17 protein-coding genes are annotated in these 20,630 nt (G+C 65.4%); 6 read left to right on the top strand and 11 right to left on the bottom strand.

All coding sequences use genetic code 11. From position 1 onward, the window contains the following. Positions 1-8: 8 nt before the first annotated feature. Positions 9-587 carry a winged helix-turn-helix domain-containing protein gene (locus CO731_RS05800; RefSeq protein WP_245439640.1) on the bottom strand — a complete coding sequence of 193 codons (579 nt, stop codon included), beginning with the start codon at positions 585-587 and terminating at the stop codon, positions 9-11. Next, positions 587-742: a hypothetical protein gene (locus tag CO731_RS29240; RefSeq protein ID WP_245439639.1), complete on the bottom strand. Its 156-nt coding sequence runs from the start codon at positions 740-742 to the stop codon at positions 587-589. The genes CO731_RS05800 and CO731_RS29240 overlap by 1 nt, the downstream gene beginning before the upstream one ends. A 212-nt stretch (positions 743-954) precedes the next feature. Here CO731_RS29240 and CO731_RS05795 point away from each other — a divergent pair, with 212 nt between their 5' ends. The 3 genes from CO731_RS05795 to CO731_RS05785 all read left to right on the top strand — a co-directional run bounded on the left by CO731_RS05795 (position 955) and on the right by CO731_RS05785 (position 4,999). Further along, positions 955-1,881, top strand: a complete 927-nt coding sequence (locus CO731_RS05795) for an ABC transporter substrate-binding protein (RefSeq protein ID WP_108606345.1) — start codon at positions 955-957, stop codon at positions 1,879-1,881. Positions 1,882-1,985: 104 nt separating this feature from the next. Then, positions 1,986-3,014: a betaine/proline/choline family ABC transporter ATP-binding protein gene (locus CO731_RS05790; RefSeq protein WP_108606344.1), complete on the top strand. Its 1,029-nt coding sequence runs from the start codon at positions 1,986-1,988 to the stop codon at positions 3,012-3,014. Next, positions 3,011-4,999, top strand: coding sequence for an ABC transporter permease subunit (locus tag CO731_RS05785; protein ID WP_199914564.1), 1,989 nt, complete (start codon positions 3,011-3,013; stop codon positions 4,997-4,999). The genes CO731_RS05790 and CO731_RS05785 overlap by 4 nt, the downstream gene beginning before the upstream one ends. A 42-nt stretch (positions 5,000-5,041) precedes the next feature. Here CO731_RS05785 and CO731_RS05780 read toward each other — a convergent pair whose 3' ends face one another. The 5 genes from CO731_RS05780 to CO731_RS05760 all read right to left on the bottom strand — a co-directional run bounded on the left by CO731_RS05780 (position 5,042) and on the right by CO731_RS05760 (position 12,150). After that, positions 5,042-5,500, bottom strand: a complete 459-nt coding sequence (locus tag CO731_RS05780) for a TetR/AcrR family transcriptional regulator (protein ID WP_108606343.1) — start codon at positions 5,498-5,500, stop codon at positions 5,042-5,044. Then, the gene (locus CO731_RS05775) at positions 5,497-8,640 is read right to left on the bottom strand and encodes an efflux RND transporter permease subunit (RefSeq protein ID WP_108606342.1); all 3,144 of its coding nucleotides are present in this window, start codon (positions 8,638-8,640) and stop codon (positions 5,497-5,499) included. The genes CO731_RS05780 and CO731_RS05775 overlap by 4 nt, the downstream gene beginning before the upstream one ends. A 12-nt stretch (positions 8,641-8,652) precedes the next feature. Next, entirely contained in the window at positions 8,653-9,870 is a 1,218-nt protein-coding gene (locus tag CO731_RS05770) for an efflux RND transporter periplasmic adaptor subunit (protein ID WP_108606341.1), read from the bottom strand. A 78-nt stretch (positions 9,871-9,948) separates the two neighbouring features. Beyond that, positions 9,949-10,536, bottom strand: coding sequence for a TetR/AcrR family transcriptional regulator (locus CO731_RS05765; protein WP_108606340.1), 588 nt, complete (start codon positions 10,534-10,536; stop codon positions 9,949-9,951). Positions 10,537-11,055: 519 nt separating this feature from the next. Beyond that, entirely contained in the window at positions 11,056-12,150 is a 1,095-nt protein-coding gene (locus tag CO731_RS05760) for a fatty acid desaturase (RefSeq protein ID WP_108606339.1), read from the bottom strand. Between the two features lie 216 nt (positions 12,151-12,366). On the opposite strand from CO731_RS05760, the gene CO731_RS05755 reads away from it, so the two are divergent. Beyond that, on the top strand, positions 12,367-13,632 hold the full coding sequence (locus CO731_RS05755) for an AGE family epimerase/isomerase (protein WP_108606338.1): 1,266 nt from the start codon (positions 12,367-12,369) through the stop codon (positions 13,630-13,632). A 29-nt stretch (positions 13,633-13,661) separates the two neighbouring features. Here the strand turns inward: CO731_RS05755 and CO731_RS05750 are convergent, their stop codons facing one another. Continuing rightward, a complete protein-coding gene (locus CO731_RS05750; RefSeq protein ID WP_108606337.1) occupies positions 13,662-15,644 on the bottom strand; it encodes an acyltransferase family protein in 1,983 nt (660 codons plus the stop codon). Between the two features lie 256 nt (positions 15,645-15,900). Here CO731_RS05750 and CO731_RS05745 point away from each other — a divergent pair, with 256 nt between their 5' ends. Both CO731_RS05745 and CO731_RS05740 read left to right on the top strand, forming a co-directional pair. Beyond that, a complete protein-coding gene (locus CO731_RS05745) occupies positions 15,901-16,329 on the top strand; it encodes a hypothetical protein (protein ID WP_108606336.1) in 429 nt (142 codons plus the stop codon). Positions 16,330-16,498: 169 nt separating this feature from the next. Continuing rightward, complete coding sequence (locus tag CO731_RS05740) at positions 16,499-17,740, top strand: MFS transporter (RefSeq protein WP_108606335.1); 1,242 nt, start codon at positions 16,499-16,501, stop codon at positions 17,738-17,740. A 50-nt stretch (positions 17,741-17,790) separates the two neighbouring features. On the opposite strand, the gene CO731_RS05735 is transcribed toward CO731_RS05740, so the two are convergent. From CO731_RS05735 to CO731_RS05725, 3 genes are read right to left on the bottom strand one after another with little or no spacing between them, the layout of a single operon-like run. Next, the gene (locus tag CO731_RS05735; protein WP_108606334.1) at positions 17,791-18,513 is read right to left on the bottom strand and encodes a glutamine amidotransferase; all 723 of its coding nucleotides are present in this window, start codon (positions 18,511-18,513) and stop codon (positions 17,791-17,793) included. Positions 18,514-18,520: 7 nt separating this feature from the next. Further along, the gene (locus CO731_RS05730; RefSeq protein ID WP_108606333.1) at positions 18,521-19,000 is read right to left on the bottom strand and encodes a TerB family tellurite resistance protein; all 480 of its coding nucleotides are present in this window, start codon (positions 18,998-19,000) and stop codon (positions 18,521-18,523) included. 48 nt (positions 19,001-19,048) lie between these two features. Beyond that, positions 19,049-20,629 carry a heme biosynthesis protein HemY gene (locus CO731_RS05725; RefSeq protein WP_108606332.1) on the bottom strand — a complete coding sequence of 527 codons (1,581 nt, stop codon included), beginning with the start codon at positions 20,627-20,629 and terminating at the stop codon, positions 19,049-19,051. Between the last annotated feature and the right edge of the window lies 1 nt (position 20,630).

Raw genomic sequence — 20,630 nt, 5'->3', positions numbered from 1 at the left:
CCCGGCCCTCAGAAACTGGCCGAGCCGCGCACCGCCTGGTTCACGTCGGGCGCGAAGAAATAACCTTCGCCATGGGCGGTGACGATGATGCGCGGCGTGCGCGGATTGTCGTTCAGCTTCTGCCGCAGCCTTCGCACCAGCACGTCGACGGTGCGGTCGCTGGCGTCCCATTCGCGCCGCGATATCTCGTGCAGCAGCCGCTCGCGCGACAGCACCTGCCCGGGATTGGCGGTCAGCACCGACAACAGCTTGAACTCGGCGCCGGTCAGCTCGACGAAGGTGCCGTCGGCCGCCTGCAGCGTGCGCCGCGCCACTTCCAGCGTCCAGCCGTAGAAATGGCGCGTGCCCGAGGCAGCGGGAGGCAGACGCCCCTTGCCGACGCGGCGCAGCAGGCCCTTGACCCGGGCCAGCAGCTCGCGGTGCTCCACCGGCTTGGTGACATAGTCGTCGGCACCGATCTCGAGACCGACGATGCGGTCGACCGTGTCGGTCCGGCCGGTGACCAGGATGATTCCGACGTCGGACCGTTCGCGCTGCTCGCGGGTCAGCTTGAGGCCGTCCTCGCCGGGCAGGTTGATGTCGATCATCAGCAGGTCCGCCGGATGCCTGCCCATGATGGCGCGCACTGCTCGCCGTCACCGGCCTCGCTGACCTTGTAGCCCTCGGCCAGGAAATAGCCGGCGAGCTTCGCCCGGGTGACCGGGTCGTCCTCAACGATCACGATGTGGTGCTGAACCCGCATGCCATCTTATCCTCCCAAGCCTCGATTAACATCTTTTCACAAGTCAGACCACGACTTTTACACCCCGCCCGACACCGGTTCACTTCTCACCGCTATGTTTGCTGGGCTGGAGTGGAAACAGGTCCATAGAGACCGACCTCCGCATCCCGTGGGAACGATCGCAACACAAAGGAAAGGGAGGTTCAATGAGGAATTTCACGAAGTCCGCAAGTATGGCCACGATTTTGGCTTTCGCTACGGGCACGGCATTTGCCGAGGATTCCACCGACGCCATCAAGATCCCGACGCACAACTGGTCGAGCCAGATCGTTGGCGCCCACATCGTCGGCAAGCTGCTCGAAAAGGGCGGCGCCAAGGTCGAGTACGTTTCCGCCGACAGCCAGGTCGTCTACACCGCGCTTTGCGAGGGCGACGTCAGCCTCGTGCATGAAGTCTGGGAAGGCGCCTTCGGCGTCGCTTTCCAGAAGGTGGTCAAGGAAGGCTGCGTCGTCGATGCCGCCACCCACGACGCCAAGACGCGCGAAGAATGGTGGTATCCCACCTATGTCGAGGAAGTCTGTCCCGGCCTGCCCGCATGGGAAGCGCTGAACGCCTGCGCCGACAAGTTCGCCACCGCCGAAACCTCGCCGAAAGGCCGCTTCCTCGGCGGCCCGGTCGACTGGCTCAAGCATGACTCCGAGCGCGTCGAAGCCCTTGCCATGAACTTCGAGGTCGTCAATGCCGGTTCGGCCGCAGCGCTTTGGGCCGAGCTCGACTCCGCCGTCAAGCGCAAGGAGCCGATCGTCCTGTTCAACTGGACGCCGAACTTCGTCGAAGCGCTTTATGACGGCAAGTTCGTCGAGTTTCCGGCCTTCGACCCCAAGTGCAAGGACGATCCGGCCTGGGGCAGCAACAAGGACCTGAGCTACGACTGCGGCAACCCGAAGGACGGCTACCTCAAGATCGCCGCCTGGAAGGAATTCCCGACCAAGTGGCCCAAGGCCTACGCTATCCTGCAGAAGATCAACTTCTCCAACATGGATATCGCGGTTCAGGCAAAGCTTGCCGACATCGACAACATGGAGCCCGAGCAGGCCGCCGACAAATGGCTGGCCGACAACGAGGCTCGCTGGAAGGCCTGGCTGGGTTCCGCCAGCTAACCCTGCACTAAACGACATCGCGCGGTGAAAGTGGCGCCTGCACAAGCAGGCGCCACCTCGCCCCTGCACATCCATCGGCCACCTTGGCGAGAGGCAAACTCGACATGACCGAAGCAAAAATCGCATGCCGCAATCTCTGGAAGCTCTACGGCGCCGACCCCGCCGGCTTCCTGCGCCGCCACGCCGGCAACCCCTCGATCGAAACCATCAGGGCCGAAGGTTACGTCCCTGCCGTCCGCGACGTTTCCTTCGAGGTCATGCCCGGCGAAATCCTTGTCGTCATGGGCCTGTCGGGCTCGGGCAAGTCGACCCTGCTGCGCTGTCTCGCCCGCCTGATCGAGCCGACCTCTGGCGAGGTCATGTTCGAAGGCCGCGACATCCTCGCCGCTTCCGAGCGCGAGCTGATCGAGCTTAGGCGCCACAAGATGGGCATGGTGTTCCAGCACTTCGCCCTGCTGCCCCACCGCACCGTGCTCGACAACGTCGCCTTCCCGCTCCAGGTCCGCGGCACCGATCGCCAGAAGCGCGAGGCCCGCGCCCGCGAAGTGATCGAACTCGTCGGGCTGAAGGGCCGCGAGGCCTATTATCCGCGCGAACTCTCCGGCGGCCAGCAGCAGCGTGTCGGCATCGCCCGCTCGCTCGCCGTCGGCCCCGACGTCTGGTTCCTCGACGAGCCCTTCTCGGCGCTCGACCCGCTTATTCGCCGCGAGATGCAGGACGAGTTCCTGCGCCTGCAGAAGATGCTCAACAAGACGATCGTCTTCATCACCCACGATTTCGACGAGGCGATCCGCGTCGCCGACCGCATCGCCATCATGAAGGATGGCGTCGTCGAGCAGCTCGGCACGGCGGAAGAGCTGGTGACCTGCCCGGCCACGCCCTACGTCGCCGAATTCACCCGCAACGTCTCCCACGACCGCCTGCTCTCGGTGCGATCGATCATGGCGCCGGCATCCGCCCGCACGCCTGATGCGGCAGCGGTCCAGGTCGAGGCGCTTCTGGCAAGCGTCGCCCGCCAGGTGCTCTCGTCGGAACGCCCGGTCGACGTCGTTGACGACGCCGGCGCACTCGTCGGCACGCTCAGCCGCGACAGCCTGATCGATGCGCTCTACGGCAAGGAACAGTGCGCATGAATGCCGCGACCCTGACCCGCGCCACCGAAATGGAGCCGCAAAAACCCCTGGCATCTCTGGCGAAGCCGCTGCTCGTCGTGCTGCCCTTCCTCATCCTGCTGCTCGCGGCCTCTCTTCTCCCGGCCTGGGCCGTGCAGGTGCCCAAGGGTTGGACGATCCCCTTCGTCGACTGGGCGAACACGCTGATCGGACACATGCGCGACGACGCCATCTTCGGGCTGTTTTCGTTCCGTGACCTGACGCGCGGCATCGCCGAACTCATCACCTGGCCGCTGGCCTTCGTCGAAGGCTTGCTGGTTTCGGGCTTTCCGAAGATCGGCCTGGCGGCGATGCCATGGGTCATGACCGCGGGGCTGTCGGGCGTGCTCGGCTGTTATCTCAAAGACTGGCGCCTCGGCCTGCTCTCCGCCGGATGCGTCGCCTACATGGCGATCTTCGGCAAGTGGGAGCTGTCGATGATCACCCTTTCGGTGGTGCTTGTCGCGGCCCCCATCGCCGGTCTCATCGGTTTCGGCATCGGCATTCTCGCAGTGAAGAAACAGTGGTTCGAAGCGCTCATCGTGCCGCTGCTCAACGTCCTGCAGTCGCTGCCGCATTTTTCCTACCTGATCCCGATCGCTGTGTTCATCGGCGTCGGCCACAAGGCCGGCACGATCGCCACAGTCATCTTCGCCATTCCGCCCATGGCGCGGCTCACCATCCTTGGCCTCAAAGGTGTCGCCGAAGAGGTTCGCGAGGCCGGCAAGATGGCCGGCTGCACGCGTTTCCAGACACTGTGGATGGTCGAGATCCCCTCTGCCCGCCAACCGCTGCTGGTCGGCGTCAACCAGGTCATCATGCAGTGCCTGGCGATGGTGGTCATCGCCTCCTTCGTCGGCGCCCGCGGCCTCGGACACGACCTCCTGTTCCGGCTCCAGGCGCTGAAGATCGGCCAGGCGCTGGAAAGCGGCGTGGCCATCGTTTTGATGGCGATCACGCTCGACCAGTTGAGCCGCGCCGCCGCCTACAAGGAGCCGTCCCGCAGAGAGGACGACGCCACCTTCCTGCAGCGTTACCCGTTCCTCGGCGCATCGGCGCTGGTCGCCGTCGTTTCGCTCATTCTGGCTTCGATCACGCCTTATGCCCAGGCCTGGCCTGCGGATCTCGCACTCAGCACCGCACCCTTCTGGGACGCGCTGGTCGACTGGGTCACCGTCACCTTCTACGAGCCGCTGCAATATGTCCGCAACGCCATGCTGCTCTATGTGCTGATCCCCGTGCGAGACCTGTTCCAGAGCATTCCCTGGACGGCGATGGTCGCGCTCGTCGCAGCTGCAGGCTGGTCGCTCGGCGGCCTGCGGCTCGCGCTCACCGTCTCCGGCTTCGTGCTGTTCATCGCCTTCGCCGGCTACTGGGAGCGGTCGCTGATCACCGCCTACATGGTGACGGTCGCCGTGCTGATCTGCATCCTGGTCGGCCTGCCGATCGGCATCTGGGCATCGCGCAGCGAGCGCCGCACCAGCATCGTCAAGCTGCTGTGCGACACCTTCCAGACCTTCCCGTCCTTCATCTACCTGATCCCCGTCATCATGCTGTTCAAGGTCGGCGACGTCGCGGCGATTTCGGCGATCATCATCTACGCCATGATCCCGATCGTCCGTTACACCATCTTCGGGCTACGCAACGTGCCGTCCGAAATCGTCGAGGCCGGCATCACCTCGGGCTGCACCAGGCGTCAGCTGCTGTGGAACATCCGCATGCCGCTCGCCTTCCCCGAGATCATGCTCGGCATCAACCAGACGATCATGTTCGCACTGTTCATGGTCATCATCGCCGCATTCATCGGCACCAAGGACATCGGCCAGGAGATCTTCAAGGCGCTGACCTTCAACGACGCCGGCAAGGGGCTGGTGCTCGGTCTCTGCGTCGCCTTCATGGGCCTCACCGCCGACCAGCTGATCACCGCCTGGGCGACCCGGCGGAAGCAGCGGCTCGGCCTGGCCTAGAAACGTGCCCGGCGGGCGTTTGCGCCTCCGCCGGGCATCGCCTCAACGCTCGCGCAGCACAAGCCGGTTGGCAAAGCCGCACGTCAATGCCAGCTGCGTCGTCCGCTGCCCGGTGCCGGCAGGCCCCTTGCACCGGATGTCGAACCTCGAGTTGATCGTCTCGAGCAGCGCCGTGTCTTCGGCCGCCGCGACCAATGCCGCGACAGCCAGGGGGTCGACGTCAGTGAGCCCGTCGCCGCCCCGTTCCCTCAGGCTCCCGTCACCGGCTGCATCGGCATAATGCTTCAGCATCGCCCGGATCAGGTCGCCCTTGGTCGAGAAGTGATGGAGCAGCCCGCCCTTGCTGATGCCAGCCTGTCGGGCAACGGCATCCAGGGTGACCTTGCCGAAGCCGTTTTCCAGCGCGACGCAAACGGCCGCATGAAACAGGCGCTCCTTCTGTTCGAGGCGGCGCTCAAGCGCCGTCCGGCTGTTCGCCGGCTGGCTTGCGGAACCGTTCATTCCGCCGGAACCTGAGCCTCGGACGCATCCGCGCCTTCCCGCGTTTCTGCCTTCCCACGCCGCGTCAGCTTCATGACGGCGACGAAGAAGACCGGCACGAAGAACACGGCAAGCACGGTCGCCGAGATCATGCCGCCAAGCACGCCCGTGCCGATGGCATTCTGGCTGGCGGCACTGGCGCCGGTGGCGATGGCCATCGGCACGACGCCCAGGCTGAAGGCCAGCGACGTCATGATGATCGGCCGGAAGCGCAGCTTGGCCGCCTCCACCGTCGCATCGAGCAGCGACATGCCTTCCTTTCGCAGATCCTTGGCGAACTCGATGATCAGGATCGCGTTCTTGGCCGACAGCCCGATGATGGCGATCAGGCCGACCTTGAAGTAGACGTCGTTCGGCATGCCCATGACCATCACCGCCAGCACCGAGCCCAGCACGCCCAGCGGCACGACGAGGATCACCGACACCGGGATCGTCCAGCTCTCATAGAGTGCCGCCAGGAGCAGGAACACGAACAGGATGCTGAGCACGATCAGGGCGGGCGCCTGCGAGCCGGACTGGATTTCCTGCAGTGACTGCCCGGTCCATTCATAGCCGAAGCCGGCCGGCAGCTGGTCCGCAAGGCGCTCCATCTCGGTGATCGCCGCACCCGAGGAATGTCCCGGTGCCGCCTGGCCGCTGATGCGCACCGCCGGATAGCCGTTGTAGCCGACGACCTGTGCCGCGCCCTTCTGCCATTCGACGGTGGCGAAGGAAGACAGCGGCACCATGCCGCCATGGGCGTTGCGCACGTTGAGGTTCAGCAGGTCCTCGGTCTGCATCCGCCGCCCGGCATCCGACTGCACCGTCACGCGCTGCATCCTGCCGGCATTCGGGAAGTCGTTGACATAGGCCGAGCCCAGGTTGGCCGAGATCGTCGAATTGATGTCGGCGAAGGTGACGCCGAACGTGTTCGCCTTCTCGCGGTCGATCAACAGGTTGGCCTGGGCGGCATCGGGCATGCCTTCGATACGCAGGCCGGTGATGACCTCGCTCTTCGCCGCAGCGGCCATCAACTGGTCGCGCGCGGCGGCCAGCGCCACCTGTCCGCGGCCCGACCGGTCCTGCAGGCGGAACGTGAAGCCGTTGGAGGTGCCGAGGCCCTGGATCGGCGGCGGCGACAGCGCGAACGACACGGCGTCCTTCATCTGGAACAGCGCCCGGTTCGCGCGGCCGGCGATGGCGGCGGCCGAGTTGTCGTCGTCGCGCTCGCTCCAGTCGTCCAGTGTCACGAAGGCCAGGCCAGCGTTCTGGCCGGCGCCCGAGAAGCTGAAGCCGTTGACCACCACCATGCGGTCAACCGCCTCCTCGCCCATGAAGATCGACTCGACATTCTCGGCGATCGCCCGGGTGCGGTTGCTGCTCGATTCCGGCGGGCCCTGGATGTCGACGATCAGGAAGCCCTGGTCTTCGTTGGGCAGGAATGACGTCGGCAGCTGGATGAACGACCAGCCGAGGCCCACCAGCAGCGCCAGGTAGATGACCATGAAGCGGCCCGTGCGCTTGACGATCCATCCGACGCTGGAGGTGTAGCTGCGCGTCGTCCGATCGAAGCCGCGGTTGAACCAGCCGAAGAAGCCCTTCTTCTCGTGATGGCCCTTGGCGACCGGCTTCAGGAAGCTGGCGCAGAGCGCCGGCGTGAGCGACAGCGCCAGGAAACCCGAGAACAGGATCGACACCACCATCGTCAGGCTGAACTGCCGGTAGATGACGCCGACGGCCCCCGGGAAGAACGCCATCGGCACGAACACCGCCGTAAGCACCAGCGTGATGCCGATGATCGCGCCGGAGATCTGCTTCATCGCCTTGCGTGTCGCCTCCCGTGGCGACAGCCCCTCTTCGGCCATGATGCGCTCGACGTTCTCGACGACGACGATGGCATCGTCGACCAGGATGCCGATCGCCAGCACCATGGCAAACATCGTCAAGACGTTGATCGAGAAGCCCGTCGCCAGCATCACCGCGCAGGTGCCGAGAAGCGCCACCGGAACCACCAGAGTCGGGATGACCGTGTAGCGGAAGTTCTGCAGGAACAGGAACATCACCGCGAAGACGAGCAGGATCGCTTCGACGAGGGTCGTGATCACCTTCTCGATCGAAACCTTCACGAACGGCGAGGTGTCGTAAGGGATCGCGTATTCAAGGCCCTCGGGGAAGTAGCGCGAGAGCTCCTCCATCTGCGCCCGGACCGCTTCCGACGTCGCCAGCGCATTGCCCGTGGGCGACAGCTGCACGGCGATCGCCGCGCTCGGATTGCCGTTCAATCTGGTCGAGAAGTTATAGTTTTCCGCGCCGACCTCGATGCGCGCCACGTCGGACAGCCGCACCGACGAACCGTCGGGATTTGCGCGCAGCACGATCGAGCCGAACTCTTCGGCGGAGGTGAGCTGGCCCTTCACCAGCACGGTGGCCGAGATCTGCTGCGTGATCGGGTTCGGGTCGGCGCCGATGCGGCCGGCGGCAACCTGCGCGTTCTGGGAACGGATCGCGTTGGTGATGTCGTCCGACGTCAGGTTCAGGCCGACCATCTTGTCGGGATCGATCCAGATGCGCATGGCGCGCTGCGTCGCAAACAGCTGCGCCCGGCCGACGCCGTCGATGCGGCGGATTTCGCTGAGCACGTTGCGGCTCAGATAGTCGCCGAGGCCGACGACGTCGAGCGAGCCGTCCGTCGACGTCAGCGCCACCATCATCAGGAAGCCGCTTCCGGCCTCCTCGATGCGGATACCGACCTGCTTGACGACCTGGGGCAGCCGCGGTTCGACGCGGCGAACCGCGTTCTGGATGTCGATCGAGGCCTGGCCGCTGTCGGTGCCCGGCGCAAAGGTCGCGGTGATGCTGACCATGCCGGAGGAATCAGACGTCGATTCGAAATAGAGCAGGCCGGGGACGCCGTTCAGCTCTTCCTCGATAGGCCGGGTGACGCTCTGGTAGATGTCTTCGGGCGCGGCACCGGCATAGGTGGCACTGATCGAGACCTGCGGCGGCGCCACGTTCGGATATTGCGCGACCGGCAGGAACGGGATGGCGATGGCGCCGGCGAGCATGATGAAGATCGCCACGACCCATGCGAAGATGGGTCGATCGATGAAAAACTGGGGCATCTCTGATGATCCTTAGCCGGCCTTGGGCTCGCTGGCGGGCTTAGCCGCGCCGCTGCTGCCGGTTGCTGACGTCTTGTCCTTGGGCTTCCAAGCCTGGGCGGCGACCGCAGCGCCGGGCCTGATCTTCTGGAACCCTTCGACGACGACCTTGTCGCCCGCCTTGAGGCCTTCTTCGACGACCCAGCGGTCGCCGACCACGCGTCCGACCCGGACCGGGCGAAGCTCGGCCACGTTCTTGTCGTTGACCACATAGACCTGCGAGCCGCCGCCGGAATCGCGCTGGATCGCCTGCTGCGGGACTGCGACGGCGTTCTGCTGGATTCCCTGCTCGATCAGCACGCGCACATACATGCCCGGCAGCAAGTCGCCCTCGGGGTTGGGGAACTCACCGCGAAGCGTCACCTGCCCGGTCGTGGCGTCGACCGCGGCTTCCAGGAACAGGAGCTTGCCCGGATGCGCATATTCGCTGCCGTCGTCGAGCCTAAGCATGACGCCTGCCGCGCCTTCCTCGGCATTCGTCAGCGCGCCGTTTTCGAGCGCGCGCCGCAGCCTGAGAAGCTCGTTCGCCGACTGGGTGAAGTCGGCATAGACAGGGTCGATCTGCTGGATTGTCGCCAGGCTTTCGGGGCCATTGGCGCTGACCAGCGCACCCTCGGTGACCATGGCGCGACCGATGCGCCCGGAGATCGGCGCCGTGATTTCGGCATAGTCGAGATTGAGCTGCGCCGTCGCAAGCCCCGCGGTGGCAATCGCCACATCGGCGTCTGCCTGCGCAAGGGCGGCAACGGCGTTGTCGAACTGCTGGCCGCTGGAGACGTTGCGCTCGCGCAGTTCGCTCTGGCGCTGGGACTGCTGGCGTGCCTGCAGCTGGACCGCCTGCGCACGCTGCAGTGTCGCTTCGGCGCTCGCCACCTGCGCCTGGAACAGCGCCGGGTCGATGCGGTAGAGCACGTCGCCCTCCTTCACCAGGCTGCCCTGTTCGAAGACGCGTTCCAGCACGATGCCCGAGACGCGCGGCCGCACCTCGGCGATGCGGGTCGGGGCAATGCGCCCGGGCAACTCATTCAGGATGGGCAGCGCTTCGGGCACCACCTCGATAACGCTCACCGGCGATGGCGGGGGTGCCGACGGTTTTGCCTCGGCTGAACCGTTGGCATCGCTGCATCCGGAGACGAGTGCGAGCAGGCCAACAGCCGCGGCAAGTTTGAGCGGCAAAGCGGGTATACGCATGGGAAAATCCAGAAAAGTTGACGATTGCCGGGACGGCGAGCGAGGGCTTCGATAATGGGGTGGCTTGGCGGCGGGCGATCAATCGCCTGATGGAGCTCTGGGGCCTTTGGATCTCAGATGCTCGGCGTCGATCAGCCAGCCTATGTCGCGCAGGATGTCCGCGCGTTCGGCATCCGACCAGGGATGCAGATTATGCATTTCGAGGCGCTTGAGGCCTTCGAGTGCCAGAAGCGCAAGAATGGCGCCGCGCGGGTTGTCCGCGGTTTCCGTGACCGAGGCGATCATCCGTGCATAGACCGCTTCGATGATGCCGCGCGATTCGGCGTCCTGGGCGAGAGCGGAAACCAGATTTACCGCCACGGCGCGGGCATGGTCGCGCGGTCGCTCGGCCGCCGCCGCGACGAGGCCGTTGATCGCCGGGCTCGGAACCGGTCCAAGTTCGACCGTCGCCGCCTGGACCCGCTGTTCCTCGTTCTCGACGCGCCGCCGTATGACGGCATTGATGAGCTGCTGCTTGGATTTATAGTCGTAGACGACGCTGGCCTTGCTGATCCCGGCCTCGGTCGCGACAGCGTCCAGCGTCAGGTGTGCAGCGCCATCGCGCACGACCACGAGTTCCGCCGCATCCAGAATGTCGCTCTGCTCGATTACCCTGGGACGGGCCATATGTTCACGCCTGCACTGCTTGCAACAATTACCGAACGGTTGGTCGGTAACGGATAATAGGTGCGATGCAGCGATAACTTCAATTCACCAATACGTGTACCGGAGCGGTCACGCCCCTTACCCTGCCGTGTTCGCAGATACTGGTGTGGCATCGATTTGCCGGCAGGCTCAGCCTCGGCGGAGCCCCGATGCCGCGTCCGTCTGCGATGAAGCTTTCCTGCAACAGGAAGCCCCGAAAGCGGGCATTACACACCTCTTTCGGTATGCGCCGGCTCAGCATCGATAGTCGAAGAAGGCGCGGGAAAGGGCCGTCTCGCAGCCGCTGGCCGCAGCCTTGTTTGCCCCTGGAAATGCAAGGTCAGGCTGACCCAGAGCCGGCGGCCTTCCATCACGGCATTGTGTTCCGCCGTCCAGCAGGCTAGCTGGCGCTCGATCCGAGACGACCTTCGCCGAGACGCGCGGCGAGACAGCCGCGCTCCGGCGCAGACGGTTGTCGCAGAGATGGAAGCTATTGCTTGGCTACGCCCGCGCGTCGGCGAACGTCACCAGCCGGCGGCGGTCTTCGCACCAGAGCGCGAGGTTGATGCAGGCGACGCTCTTCCAGAAGGTCAGCTTGACGCTCTGGCTGGCGTCGCGCAGTTCCGCGTTGCTATCGAAGCAGGCCTGCAGGCGATAAAACGGCACGCGGCTGCACAAATGGTGGATGTGGTGCAGGCCGATCGAGCCGGTGATCCACTGGGCCACAGCGGGCAAGGCATACCAAGAGCTGCCGCCGAAGGCAGCGACATGCAGGTCCCAGGCCTCGCCGGCATCCCAGCGCGTCTCTTCGAACTGATGCTGGACGTAGAACAGCCAGCCGCCGGCCCAGGCACCCATCACCACGACAGGCAGGACCGCCAGCATCACCGCCCAGCCGGCCAGGAGAACGAGCCCGCCATAGACAAGCACCAGCGCCACATTGAGGCCGCCGGCGCTACGCCATGCCTCGACGCGCGGAATGGCATCGTTGTAGGGCAGCCGGTGCATGATCAGGAAATAGATCGGCACGCCGATGACGATCAGGATGATCGGATTGCGATAGATGCGGTACATCAGCCGCTGGCCGGTGGTCATCGCCTCATATTCGGCAACCGTGCGCGTATCGATATCACCGATGCCGCGCTTGTCGAGATTGCCCGACCCGCCGTGGTGCACGGCATGTGCCTTCTGCCACAGCGTGTAGGGCGTGAAGGTGAAGACGCTCAGCACCCGCCCGATGATGCGGTTTGCCTCGCGCGAGCTGGTGAAGGAGCCGTGACCGCAATCGTGCTGGATCGCAAACAGCCGGACCAGGAAGGCAGCGCATACCGGCGCCAGCAGCGCCAGCAGCAGCCAGCGCCAGGCGCCGAGCAGCGGCTCGGCATAGGCGACGAGCCAGACCAGCACAGCGCCCATCGCCAGGAACGGCACCAGCGTCACCGCCAGTTCGAAGGCCGCGCGGCGGTCGTCTGGGTCGCGAAAGCGATTGCAATGCGAGGCAAGCCGGCGAACAAGGGCCTTTTCGGCCGCGTGTTCACTTGCAGCCACAGCCCCGGTGGGCTGGCCGTCCGCCTTGGACGACATCAATTTCGTCATTTAGTCCCCGAAATCTCGCTGCCAACTCGGTCAAGCGCGCCATTTGTCCATAATGCGCGGCAAGCGCCGTGACTAGTGGGTCCACCGTGGCATATTGGCTAAATACAGTGCTGTTGCAGCGCTGCACGTAAATCATGGCGTTTTCCTGTTGAGTGCGGCAGCCATTACGTCTTAGGTCGCGGAAATCACGCCATCGGCTGCAGGGGAACGCCATCCATGACTTCTTTGGAAATTTCCACCGGCTCGGCCAGATGGACCACGCTCGCCAGCCACCGCCTGTGGCTCTTGCAGCAGGCCGACGCACTGTTCTCCTTCTTCGAGCGCGAAAGCCTCAATCCCCTCGGCGGTTTCCACGACCTCGACGACCAGGGCCGCCCGCTGGCGCCAGGCGCCGTGCCGGGCAACTTCGCTGGCCGCCAGATCCATGTCACCACGCGCATGGTGCATTGCTTTTCGATCGCCCATTTGCTCGGCCGGCCGGGCGCCGACACACTTGTCGACCACGGCATGGCGTTCCTCTGGAACGGTCATCGCGACACCGCCAATGGCGGCTATTTCTGGGGTGTCGGCTATGACGGCCCGACCAACGACACCAAGCAGGCCTATGGCCACGCCTTCGTGCTACTTGCCGCTGCGAGCGCCAAGGTCGCCGGCCACCCCGATGCCGACCGCCTGCTGACCGACATCTCGACCATCCTGTCGGAAAAATTCTGGGAAGACAGCCATGGCGCCGTCGCCGAAGAATTCACCCGCGACTGGAAACCTTTCGACAGCTATCGCGGCCAGAACTCCAACATGCACCTGACCGAGGCGCTGATGGCCGCCTTCGAGGCGACCGGCGACAGTACTTACCTCACCATGGCCGAGCGCATCGCCGATCTGATCATCCGCCGCCATTCGGCCGCTGCAGGCTGGCGCCTGCCCGAGCACTTCACGTCCGACTGGAAGCTCGACCGCGACTATTCCGGCGACCCGATGTTCCGCCCCTACGGCACCACGCCTGGCCATTCGCTGGAGTGGGCACGGCTTTTGCTGCAGCTCTGGGAACTCGGCGGCCGCAAGCTCGACTGGCTGCCGGATGCAGCCAGGAACCTGTTCGGCCAGGCAACGGCGGATGGCTGGGACATAGCCCGGGGCGGCTTCTACTACACGCTCGAATGGGACGGCTCTGCCCGCATCAGGGATCGCTACTGGTGGCCATGCTGCGAGGCCATCGGTGCGGCCTCCATGCTCAACGCCATCGATGGCAATCAGGCCTACGAGGACTGGTATCGCCGCATCTGGAGCTTCTGCGCCACCCGCTTCATCGACCGCCGCAACGGCGGCTGGCACGCCCAGCTCGACGACGAGCTCAAGCCCAATGCCGGCCCCTTCTATGGCAAGCCCGATATCTACCACGCGCTCCAGGCCTGCCTGATCCCGCTATTGCCGACCACCGGCAGCATCACCCGCGGCCTCAGCACGGTCAGCATCCAGCTCTAGCAATTCGGACGCGCGGTTGACGGCGGCGCTCACGGCCAACGCGCCGCAACCTGGTTGCCGAAGATCGCGCGCTGCATGGAGCCTGCCAGCGTCGCCGCGTAGGGTGTGGCGATGTGGTGCCGGTCGCGGAACGTCAGCTTGCCGCCGATCATCGCCGGGCATGTCGTCTCGTTGCAGAACAGTTCGGTGAGGTCGACATATCTCACACCAGGCAGTCTTGACGTCGCGGCCTTTTCTGCCTCTGACACCCGCTCGTCGATCGCCTGGTTTCGCGGCGTATCGCACACCGCGGCACTCCGGCCCTGCCACAATGAACGGGCGACGCAGCGATCAAGATACGACTTGTGCACCGGAACGTCCCTGAGCAGCACGACCTCGGCGCCTGTCTCGCTCAGCGCTGCCAGTGAGGTCCTCAGGCCATTGGCCCAGACGTCGCGCGTGACCAGGTGATCCAGGTCGCCGTTTACGTCGTTCTCGACATAGCTGTACGAAAACTGCGCAACGATCACGGCGTCGGGTTTCAGATCGGCGATTTCCTTCATTGCCGATTTCCGCCACGCGTCGCATTCCGCATAGGCCCGCATCAGGCGCACGTTCCAGGTCGGCACCGCGGCGACCGAACAGGAGGATTTCAGGTACGTCACCACGCGCCAGTTGTTCGCCTCGGCGATCTTCGCCAGCGGCGTCGACCAGTGGTCGGCGTGTGAATCGCCGAAAAGCACGATCGTCTTTCGCGGCTGCGATGCCCCGAGGCTGCAGCTGCGCGGCTCGGTCTGCTCCAGGCTGGCGACGCACGCGGTGTCGATCTGGCGCGCCGACGACGAGCGCGCGGCACTTTCCGCGATGAGCCTCTGGTCTGGATCGACGCTTCGAGCCGCCAGTTGGGCAGCGCCATACGACAACGTCACGCCAAGCGACGTCAGCAGGGCCGCAAGCCCCAGCGAGCGCACCGAACCGGCCGAAAGCCAGCCGCTCAGCCGCATTGGATTCTCGACGAAACGATAGCTGAGAACGGACAAGCCAACCGTCACCAGCAGGCAGGCCAGCCGGCCGCCGAGCGTAAGGTCGGGCCACAGGATTGTGGCATAGACGATCACCGGCCAGTGCCAAAGGTAGAGCGAATAGGAGAGCTTGCCCGTCCATTGGAAAGGCGCAAGCGACAGCAGCGCCGCCGGCCCGGCGGCGCTTTGGCGCGCGCCCGAAAGCAGCAGCATGGCCGTGCCGATCACCGGCAGCAGTGCAAGGAAGCCCGGGAATGGATCGGCTTCCGAGACAGTCAGATAGGTTGCCCCGATCAGCGCGAGGCCGGCCCAGCCCATGACAGGCGCGAAGCGGAAGCCCGACGCCCAGCGCTCGGCGACCGTCAGCGACACCAGCCCGCCGACGGCGAATTCCCATGCCCGCAACGGCGAGAAATAGAACGCCCAGGGTTGCGACACCGTGGTCATCCAGGCGCAGGCGGCGAACGACGCCACTGCCGCGACGCCGAGGAAAACGGCCACGCCCCTTTCGCCCGGCCGGAACCGCGCCACCAGCAGCAGGAACGCCGGCCACAGCAGGTAGAATTGTTCCTCGACCGACAACGACCAGAAATGCAGGAACGGGTTGTTCGCCGTGTCGGCCGCGAAATAGTCGAACGACCACCTGAGCAGCCAGAGATTGATGACGTAGCTCGAGGCAAACAGCGCCCCCTTGGCGTAGAGCTGCTGTTCGGATGGGGCCAGGATGAAATAGCCCGCCACCAGCGTGGCCACGATCACCAGCAGCGATGCCGGCAGCAGCCGGCGCGCGCGGCGTCCGTAGAAGCGCCAGAAGTCGACCGTGCCGCTGCGGCCGATCTCCTGCATCAGATGCCTTGTGATCAGGAAACCCGAGATGACGAAGAAGATGTCGACGCCGATGAAGCCGCCGGGCAGGTTCGACATGCCGAAATGGAACGCCACCACGCCGCCCACTGCGATGGCGCGCAGGCCCTCGATGTCGGGCCGGAACGTCGACGCGGCTGCGCTCATGAGTTGGCGGGGATGAGGCTGCTGGACATGCGGGCAGGATCGGCGACGCAGTCCGGCAGGACAACTCAAACTATGTTGCAACGCAATATGATCGCTTCGGCACGATCTGCCGCAACGCCATGGAAACGAACGCGCTGCGGCGCCTGCCGCTCATAACATCGAGCCTGACTTTTCTTGCCGGGCCTCTTTGGACGGAACCGATACCGCTCCGGCCGGTTAACCCGGCGCGAAGGGGTGAAAATCGAAGAGGTAGAAGATGAGACATTCACTCGCCATCGCGGTCCTGCTTGCGTCCACCGCTCTCGCAACGCCCGCCTTTGCCGGTGGCGCGGCCAGCACGGAAGCCCGCTCCGTGGACACCTCCACCACGGCGAGCACCGGCGCCAAGGCTGATCTCGGCACAGTCCTGTCGGCCATCCAGGCCAGCAGGAACACCGCGACCGCCTTCCAGGCCATGACCACGGTCGGCGCGGTCAACATCGTCAAGCTGTTGCCCACCGGCGACGACAAGCAGGCGCTGGACAAGGCCGTCGGCGACAATCAGGCCGACATCACCGGCGTGCAGGCTGCGATCATGGCCAACAAAGCGCTGAAGACGAAGCTCGACGCCGAAACGGTCGACACCTCGGCCATCGTCGCAGCCAGCATCGAGGCCGACGGCTCGGTCACGGTCTTTGTGAGATAGCCTCACATCGGCCGCGCAGCGTGGTCCGGCGGCTTGAAGCGCCGGACCACGCTGGCACCCTTGCCGAAAAGCTTGATCCAGCGGCACAATATCGCCCGCCCGGCGCCGATCTGCGCTATGGCACCTCCGCCGGGGCGATCTGACCCGGCGTCGAAACCCGCCGGACCACATGACAGCCCATCCCGCAACCGCGCCAGAACAACGCTTCGCCGCATTTCGCCATAGCGCGTTCTCGCGTTTCTGGATCGCGCGTTTCCTCGCCACCTTCTCCACCCAGATCGTCTCCGTCGGCGTCGGCTGGCAGATCTACGACCTGACGCGAAATCCCTTCGACCTCGGCCTCGTCGGCGTCATCCAGTTCGCGCCGGCCTTGCTGCTGGTGCTCGTCACTGGCGTCGTCGCCGACCGCTTCGGCCGCCGGCTCATCATGGCGCTGGCAGCGCTTGTCGAGACAGCGTGCGCAGCAACCCTCCTGCTCCTCACCTTCCACGGACTTGCCGGTCCGCTGCCGATCTTCGCCGTGCTCGCCGTCTTCGGCATTGCCCGCGCCTTTTTCGGCCCTGCGTCGGCCTCGCTGGTCGCCAACCTGGTTCCGGCCGAGGATTTCGCCAACGCGGTCGCCTGGAACTCGTCCGCCTGGCAGACCGCCACCATCGTCGGGCCGGTCGCGGGCGGCCTGCTCTATGGCGTCTCGCCCGAAGCGGCCTATGGCGCGGCCACCGCGATCATGCTCGCCTCGGCGGTGCTGATCTTTTCGATCCCGAAGCCGGCACAGCGCAGCGAAACGGACGCGTCGACCGCCGAAACTCTATTCGCCGGTTTCCGCTACATCTGGGGTGAAAAGATCGTGCTCGGCGCCATCTCGCTCGACCTGTTCGCCGTGCTTCTGTCGGGCGCCGTCGCGCTCCTGCCGGTCTATGCGCGCGACATCCTCGAACTCGGGCCATGGGGCCTTGGCATGCTGCGCGCCGCTCCCGGCGTCGGCGCCATCGTCGTTGCCGTCTGGCTTGCCGGCCATCCGATCCGCGACCATGCCGGCCTCGTGATGTTCGTTTTCGTCGCCTTGTTCGGCGTGGTCACGGCAATATTCGGCGTCTCGACCATTCCCTGGCTGTCGATCACCGCCCTTGCCCTGATCGGCGCCACCGACATGGTCAGCGTCTACATCCGCGAGACGCTGATCCAGCTGTGGACGCCGGATCGTGTCCGCGGCCGCGTCAACGCCGTCAACGGCGTCTTCGTCGGCGCCTCGAACGAACTCGGCGAATTCCGCGCCGGCACGATGGCCGCCCTGATCGGAACCGTGCCGGCCGTCGTTTTCGGCGGCATCGGCGCCGTTGCCGTCGCCGGCATCTGGGCCTGGACCTTCCCGCAGCTGCGTAAGGTCAGGCGCCTGGATGGAAGGGTTTGACGAGGGAGTAAGGCAATAGGCAATAGGCGAACCCCTACTCCCCTACTCCCCTACTGCCTTGCTCCCCTGCCATCCCCCCGGCCAAATATCGTAACCAGAAACTCGTCGAGCCAGCGCTTGAGGTGCATGTCCCAGATCAGCCGGCCGCCGAGATGGTCGCGTCCGGGCTGTGCGCCGGGCAGGACGAAGCGTTCGGCCCCACGCACCACCCAGCGTTGCATCATCACGCGCGTCAGCTCGGCGTGGAACTGGATGCCCCAGGCATTGTCGCCATAACGGAAAGCCTGGTTGGGATACGTGTCCGAAGAAGCCAGCAGAACGGCGTCTTTCGGGAGAGAAAAGCCCTCGCGATGGAACTGGTAGACCATTTCGGGCCAGTGCATCAGCTTTCGGCCCTCCTCGGTCGCCTTGATCGGATACCAGCCGATCTCCACCAGCCCGTCGCCATGGCCCTCGACCTTGCCGCCGAGATGGTTGACCAGCATCTGCGCGCCAAGGCAGATGCCGAGGAACGGCCGGTTCTCCTTGAGCGGCACGGTCAGCCAGTCGGTCTCGCGGCGCACGAATTCGTCGTGATCGTTGGCGCTCATCGGCCCGCCGAACACCACAGCACCGGCGTGTCCGGCAAGGGTCTCGGGCAGGTTGTCGCCGAGCGGCGGCCGGCGGATATCGAGGTCGAAACCGTTCTCGATCAGCACATGGCCGACACGGCCGGCGCTGGAATGCTCCTGATGCAGGACAACCAGGATCTTCGCTCTCGCCTTGCCCGGCATCGAGCGCCTACTCGTCCGCTTCGGGTCCGACGGAACGCCGCGCCTTCTGCGCCGCCTTGCGCTTGGCCTCGATGCGGTCGCGGCTTTCGACGCCGATCAATTCGGCGATGCGCCAGATGGTGTTGTCCTCCATCTCGTGCAGCTCGCCATCGGCATAAACGATCTCCCACATCATGCCGATGAAGTCCTTGCGCGCCTCGTCGTCCAGGCTGCGCTTGAGCACGCTGGTGAAGGCGTAGAGATCGATTGCCTCGTTGTCGGCCTGCTCGCCGGCCTTCGCCAGCCGGTCGAGTTCGCCACCCGAAATGCCGTAGCTCTTGGCCAGCAGCTGCTTGACGCGCTCCCATTCGACGTCCTGCCGGTCGCCGTCTGCGTCCATGACGTGATACATCAGCGCCGCCGCCGCAACGCGCGGGTCGTCCTCGCTCGATTGCCTCGTGCCCGCCGACGGCAGGTCCTTCAGAAACGAAATCATGCGCTCGAACATCGGCGAATCCTGTTTGGGGCCAAGCCTAGATTTAGGGTTGGCCGATAATCAAAACAAACGGAAACGCCGCTGGGCGTTTTCCCGTTCCACCTCGGGGTCGACACCCGGGTCGTCGGGAAGCCGGATCGGCTCTGCCTTGTCCTCGTCCACCACCCCGGCGACACCATCCGGCGTCGGCGGAACGACTTTTGCCGTGGCTGTCTCAGTCGCCTTTTCCGGCATCACCTCGACATCGCTTTCCACCTCAACGATGTCATCGCCGGCGGGCTGTGCGGCCCGGATCGCCGGGATCGCCACGCGCGCTTCCGGCTCCTCGTCGTGCTGTTCGATGAGATGGCCGAGACGTTCCTCCGGCGCCTTCCATTCGAAGGCGTCAAGCCTGCCGGTCACCGGCGAGAACGGCGCCCAGCGCTCGGAAACGACGCCGTCGGCGACCCATACCGGGTCGCGCGGCGCCCGCACCGCCTTGGCGAGCCACTGGCGCACCTTGCCCTGGTTGCCGGTTTCCGCTTCCTCGATGTCGGCGAGCAGCAGATAGGCGCCCTCGCGCGGCTGCATCCGGGCCGCTGCCTCGGCCTCGGCGCGTGCCAGCGCATAATCCTGTGCCTCCAGCGCCGCCCGCGCCACGGCAAGCGAGGATTCAGGGTGGTTCTGCTTCAGCGATTGCAGCTTCTTGGCCCGTGCCAGCCGGTCGAGCACCGCATCGCCGGGTCGGCCATGAACATAGAGTTCGGCGACATCTGGCAGCGGTTCGGCCTTCCACGCGCCTTCCAGCGCTTTCGAGCCCTTACGCACGTCGTTCTGGCGGAACAGCGCCTTGGCAGCGACGATGGCCGCCGGGCCGAACTCCGGCCGCAGCCGGTTGGCTTCAAGTGCCGCGGTCCGCGCCGTGTTGAAGTCGCTCTCGAACAGCGACATCGCCTTGGCCGTCAGCAGCACCGAGCGGCGGTTGTTGGCGACGTCGCGCTCGATCTGCCGTGTCGCTTTCTGGGCATCGACCAGCGCCAGGGCGCCATCCCAGTCGCCGCGCTCGGCCTTTTCCTCCAGTGTCGAATCCGCCGCCCAGGCGAGCTGTGGCGCAAGGCCTGCGGCGCGCCCGGCATAGTGGCGGGCGGCCGAGCGATCGCCAAGCCTTTCGGCCTCGAGATAAAGTCCGCGCAGGCCAAGCAGGCGCATTTCGGGATCGTCGAGCATGGCCTCGAATTTCTGCCGCGCGCCGTCATGGTCGCCTTCGAGCAGTGCCGCCTGGGCATCGAGCAGCTGGATCAGCGGCTCCTGGTCGGAGCGGATCAGCTTTGCCGCTTCTTTGTTCTTCTTGCGCGCGAGCGCCGCATCGCCGGCACCGGCTGCGATCATGCCGGTCGACAGGGCCTGGTAGCCACGGTCGCGGCGGCGGGCGCGGAAATGCCGGGCGATGGCATAGGGGCTGTTCCACAGCGACTTGGTCAGCCACCACGACAACATCACCGCAACCACGATGGCCGTCACGGCCACCGCAGCCACCATCAGGCTGACCTGGTACTGGTAGCCGCCGAAGGTCACCACCATGTCGCCCGGGCGATCCGCCAGCCAGGCAAAACCGAGCCCGAGCCCAAAGACGACGGCGAGGAAGAACAGGATGCGTATCATC

The sequence above is a fragment of the Aminobacter sp. MSH1 genome, assembly GCF_003071665.1.
Lineage (GTDB): Bacteria > Pseudomonadota > Alphaproteobacteria > Rhizobiales > Rhizobiaceae > Aminobacter > Aminobacter niigataensis.
Note: the sequence above shows the minus strand (reverse complement) of the source record. Positions and strands in the feature narration are given on the sequence as shown.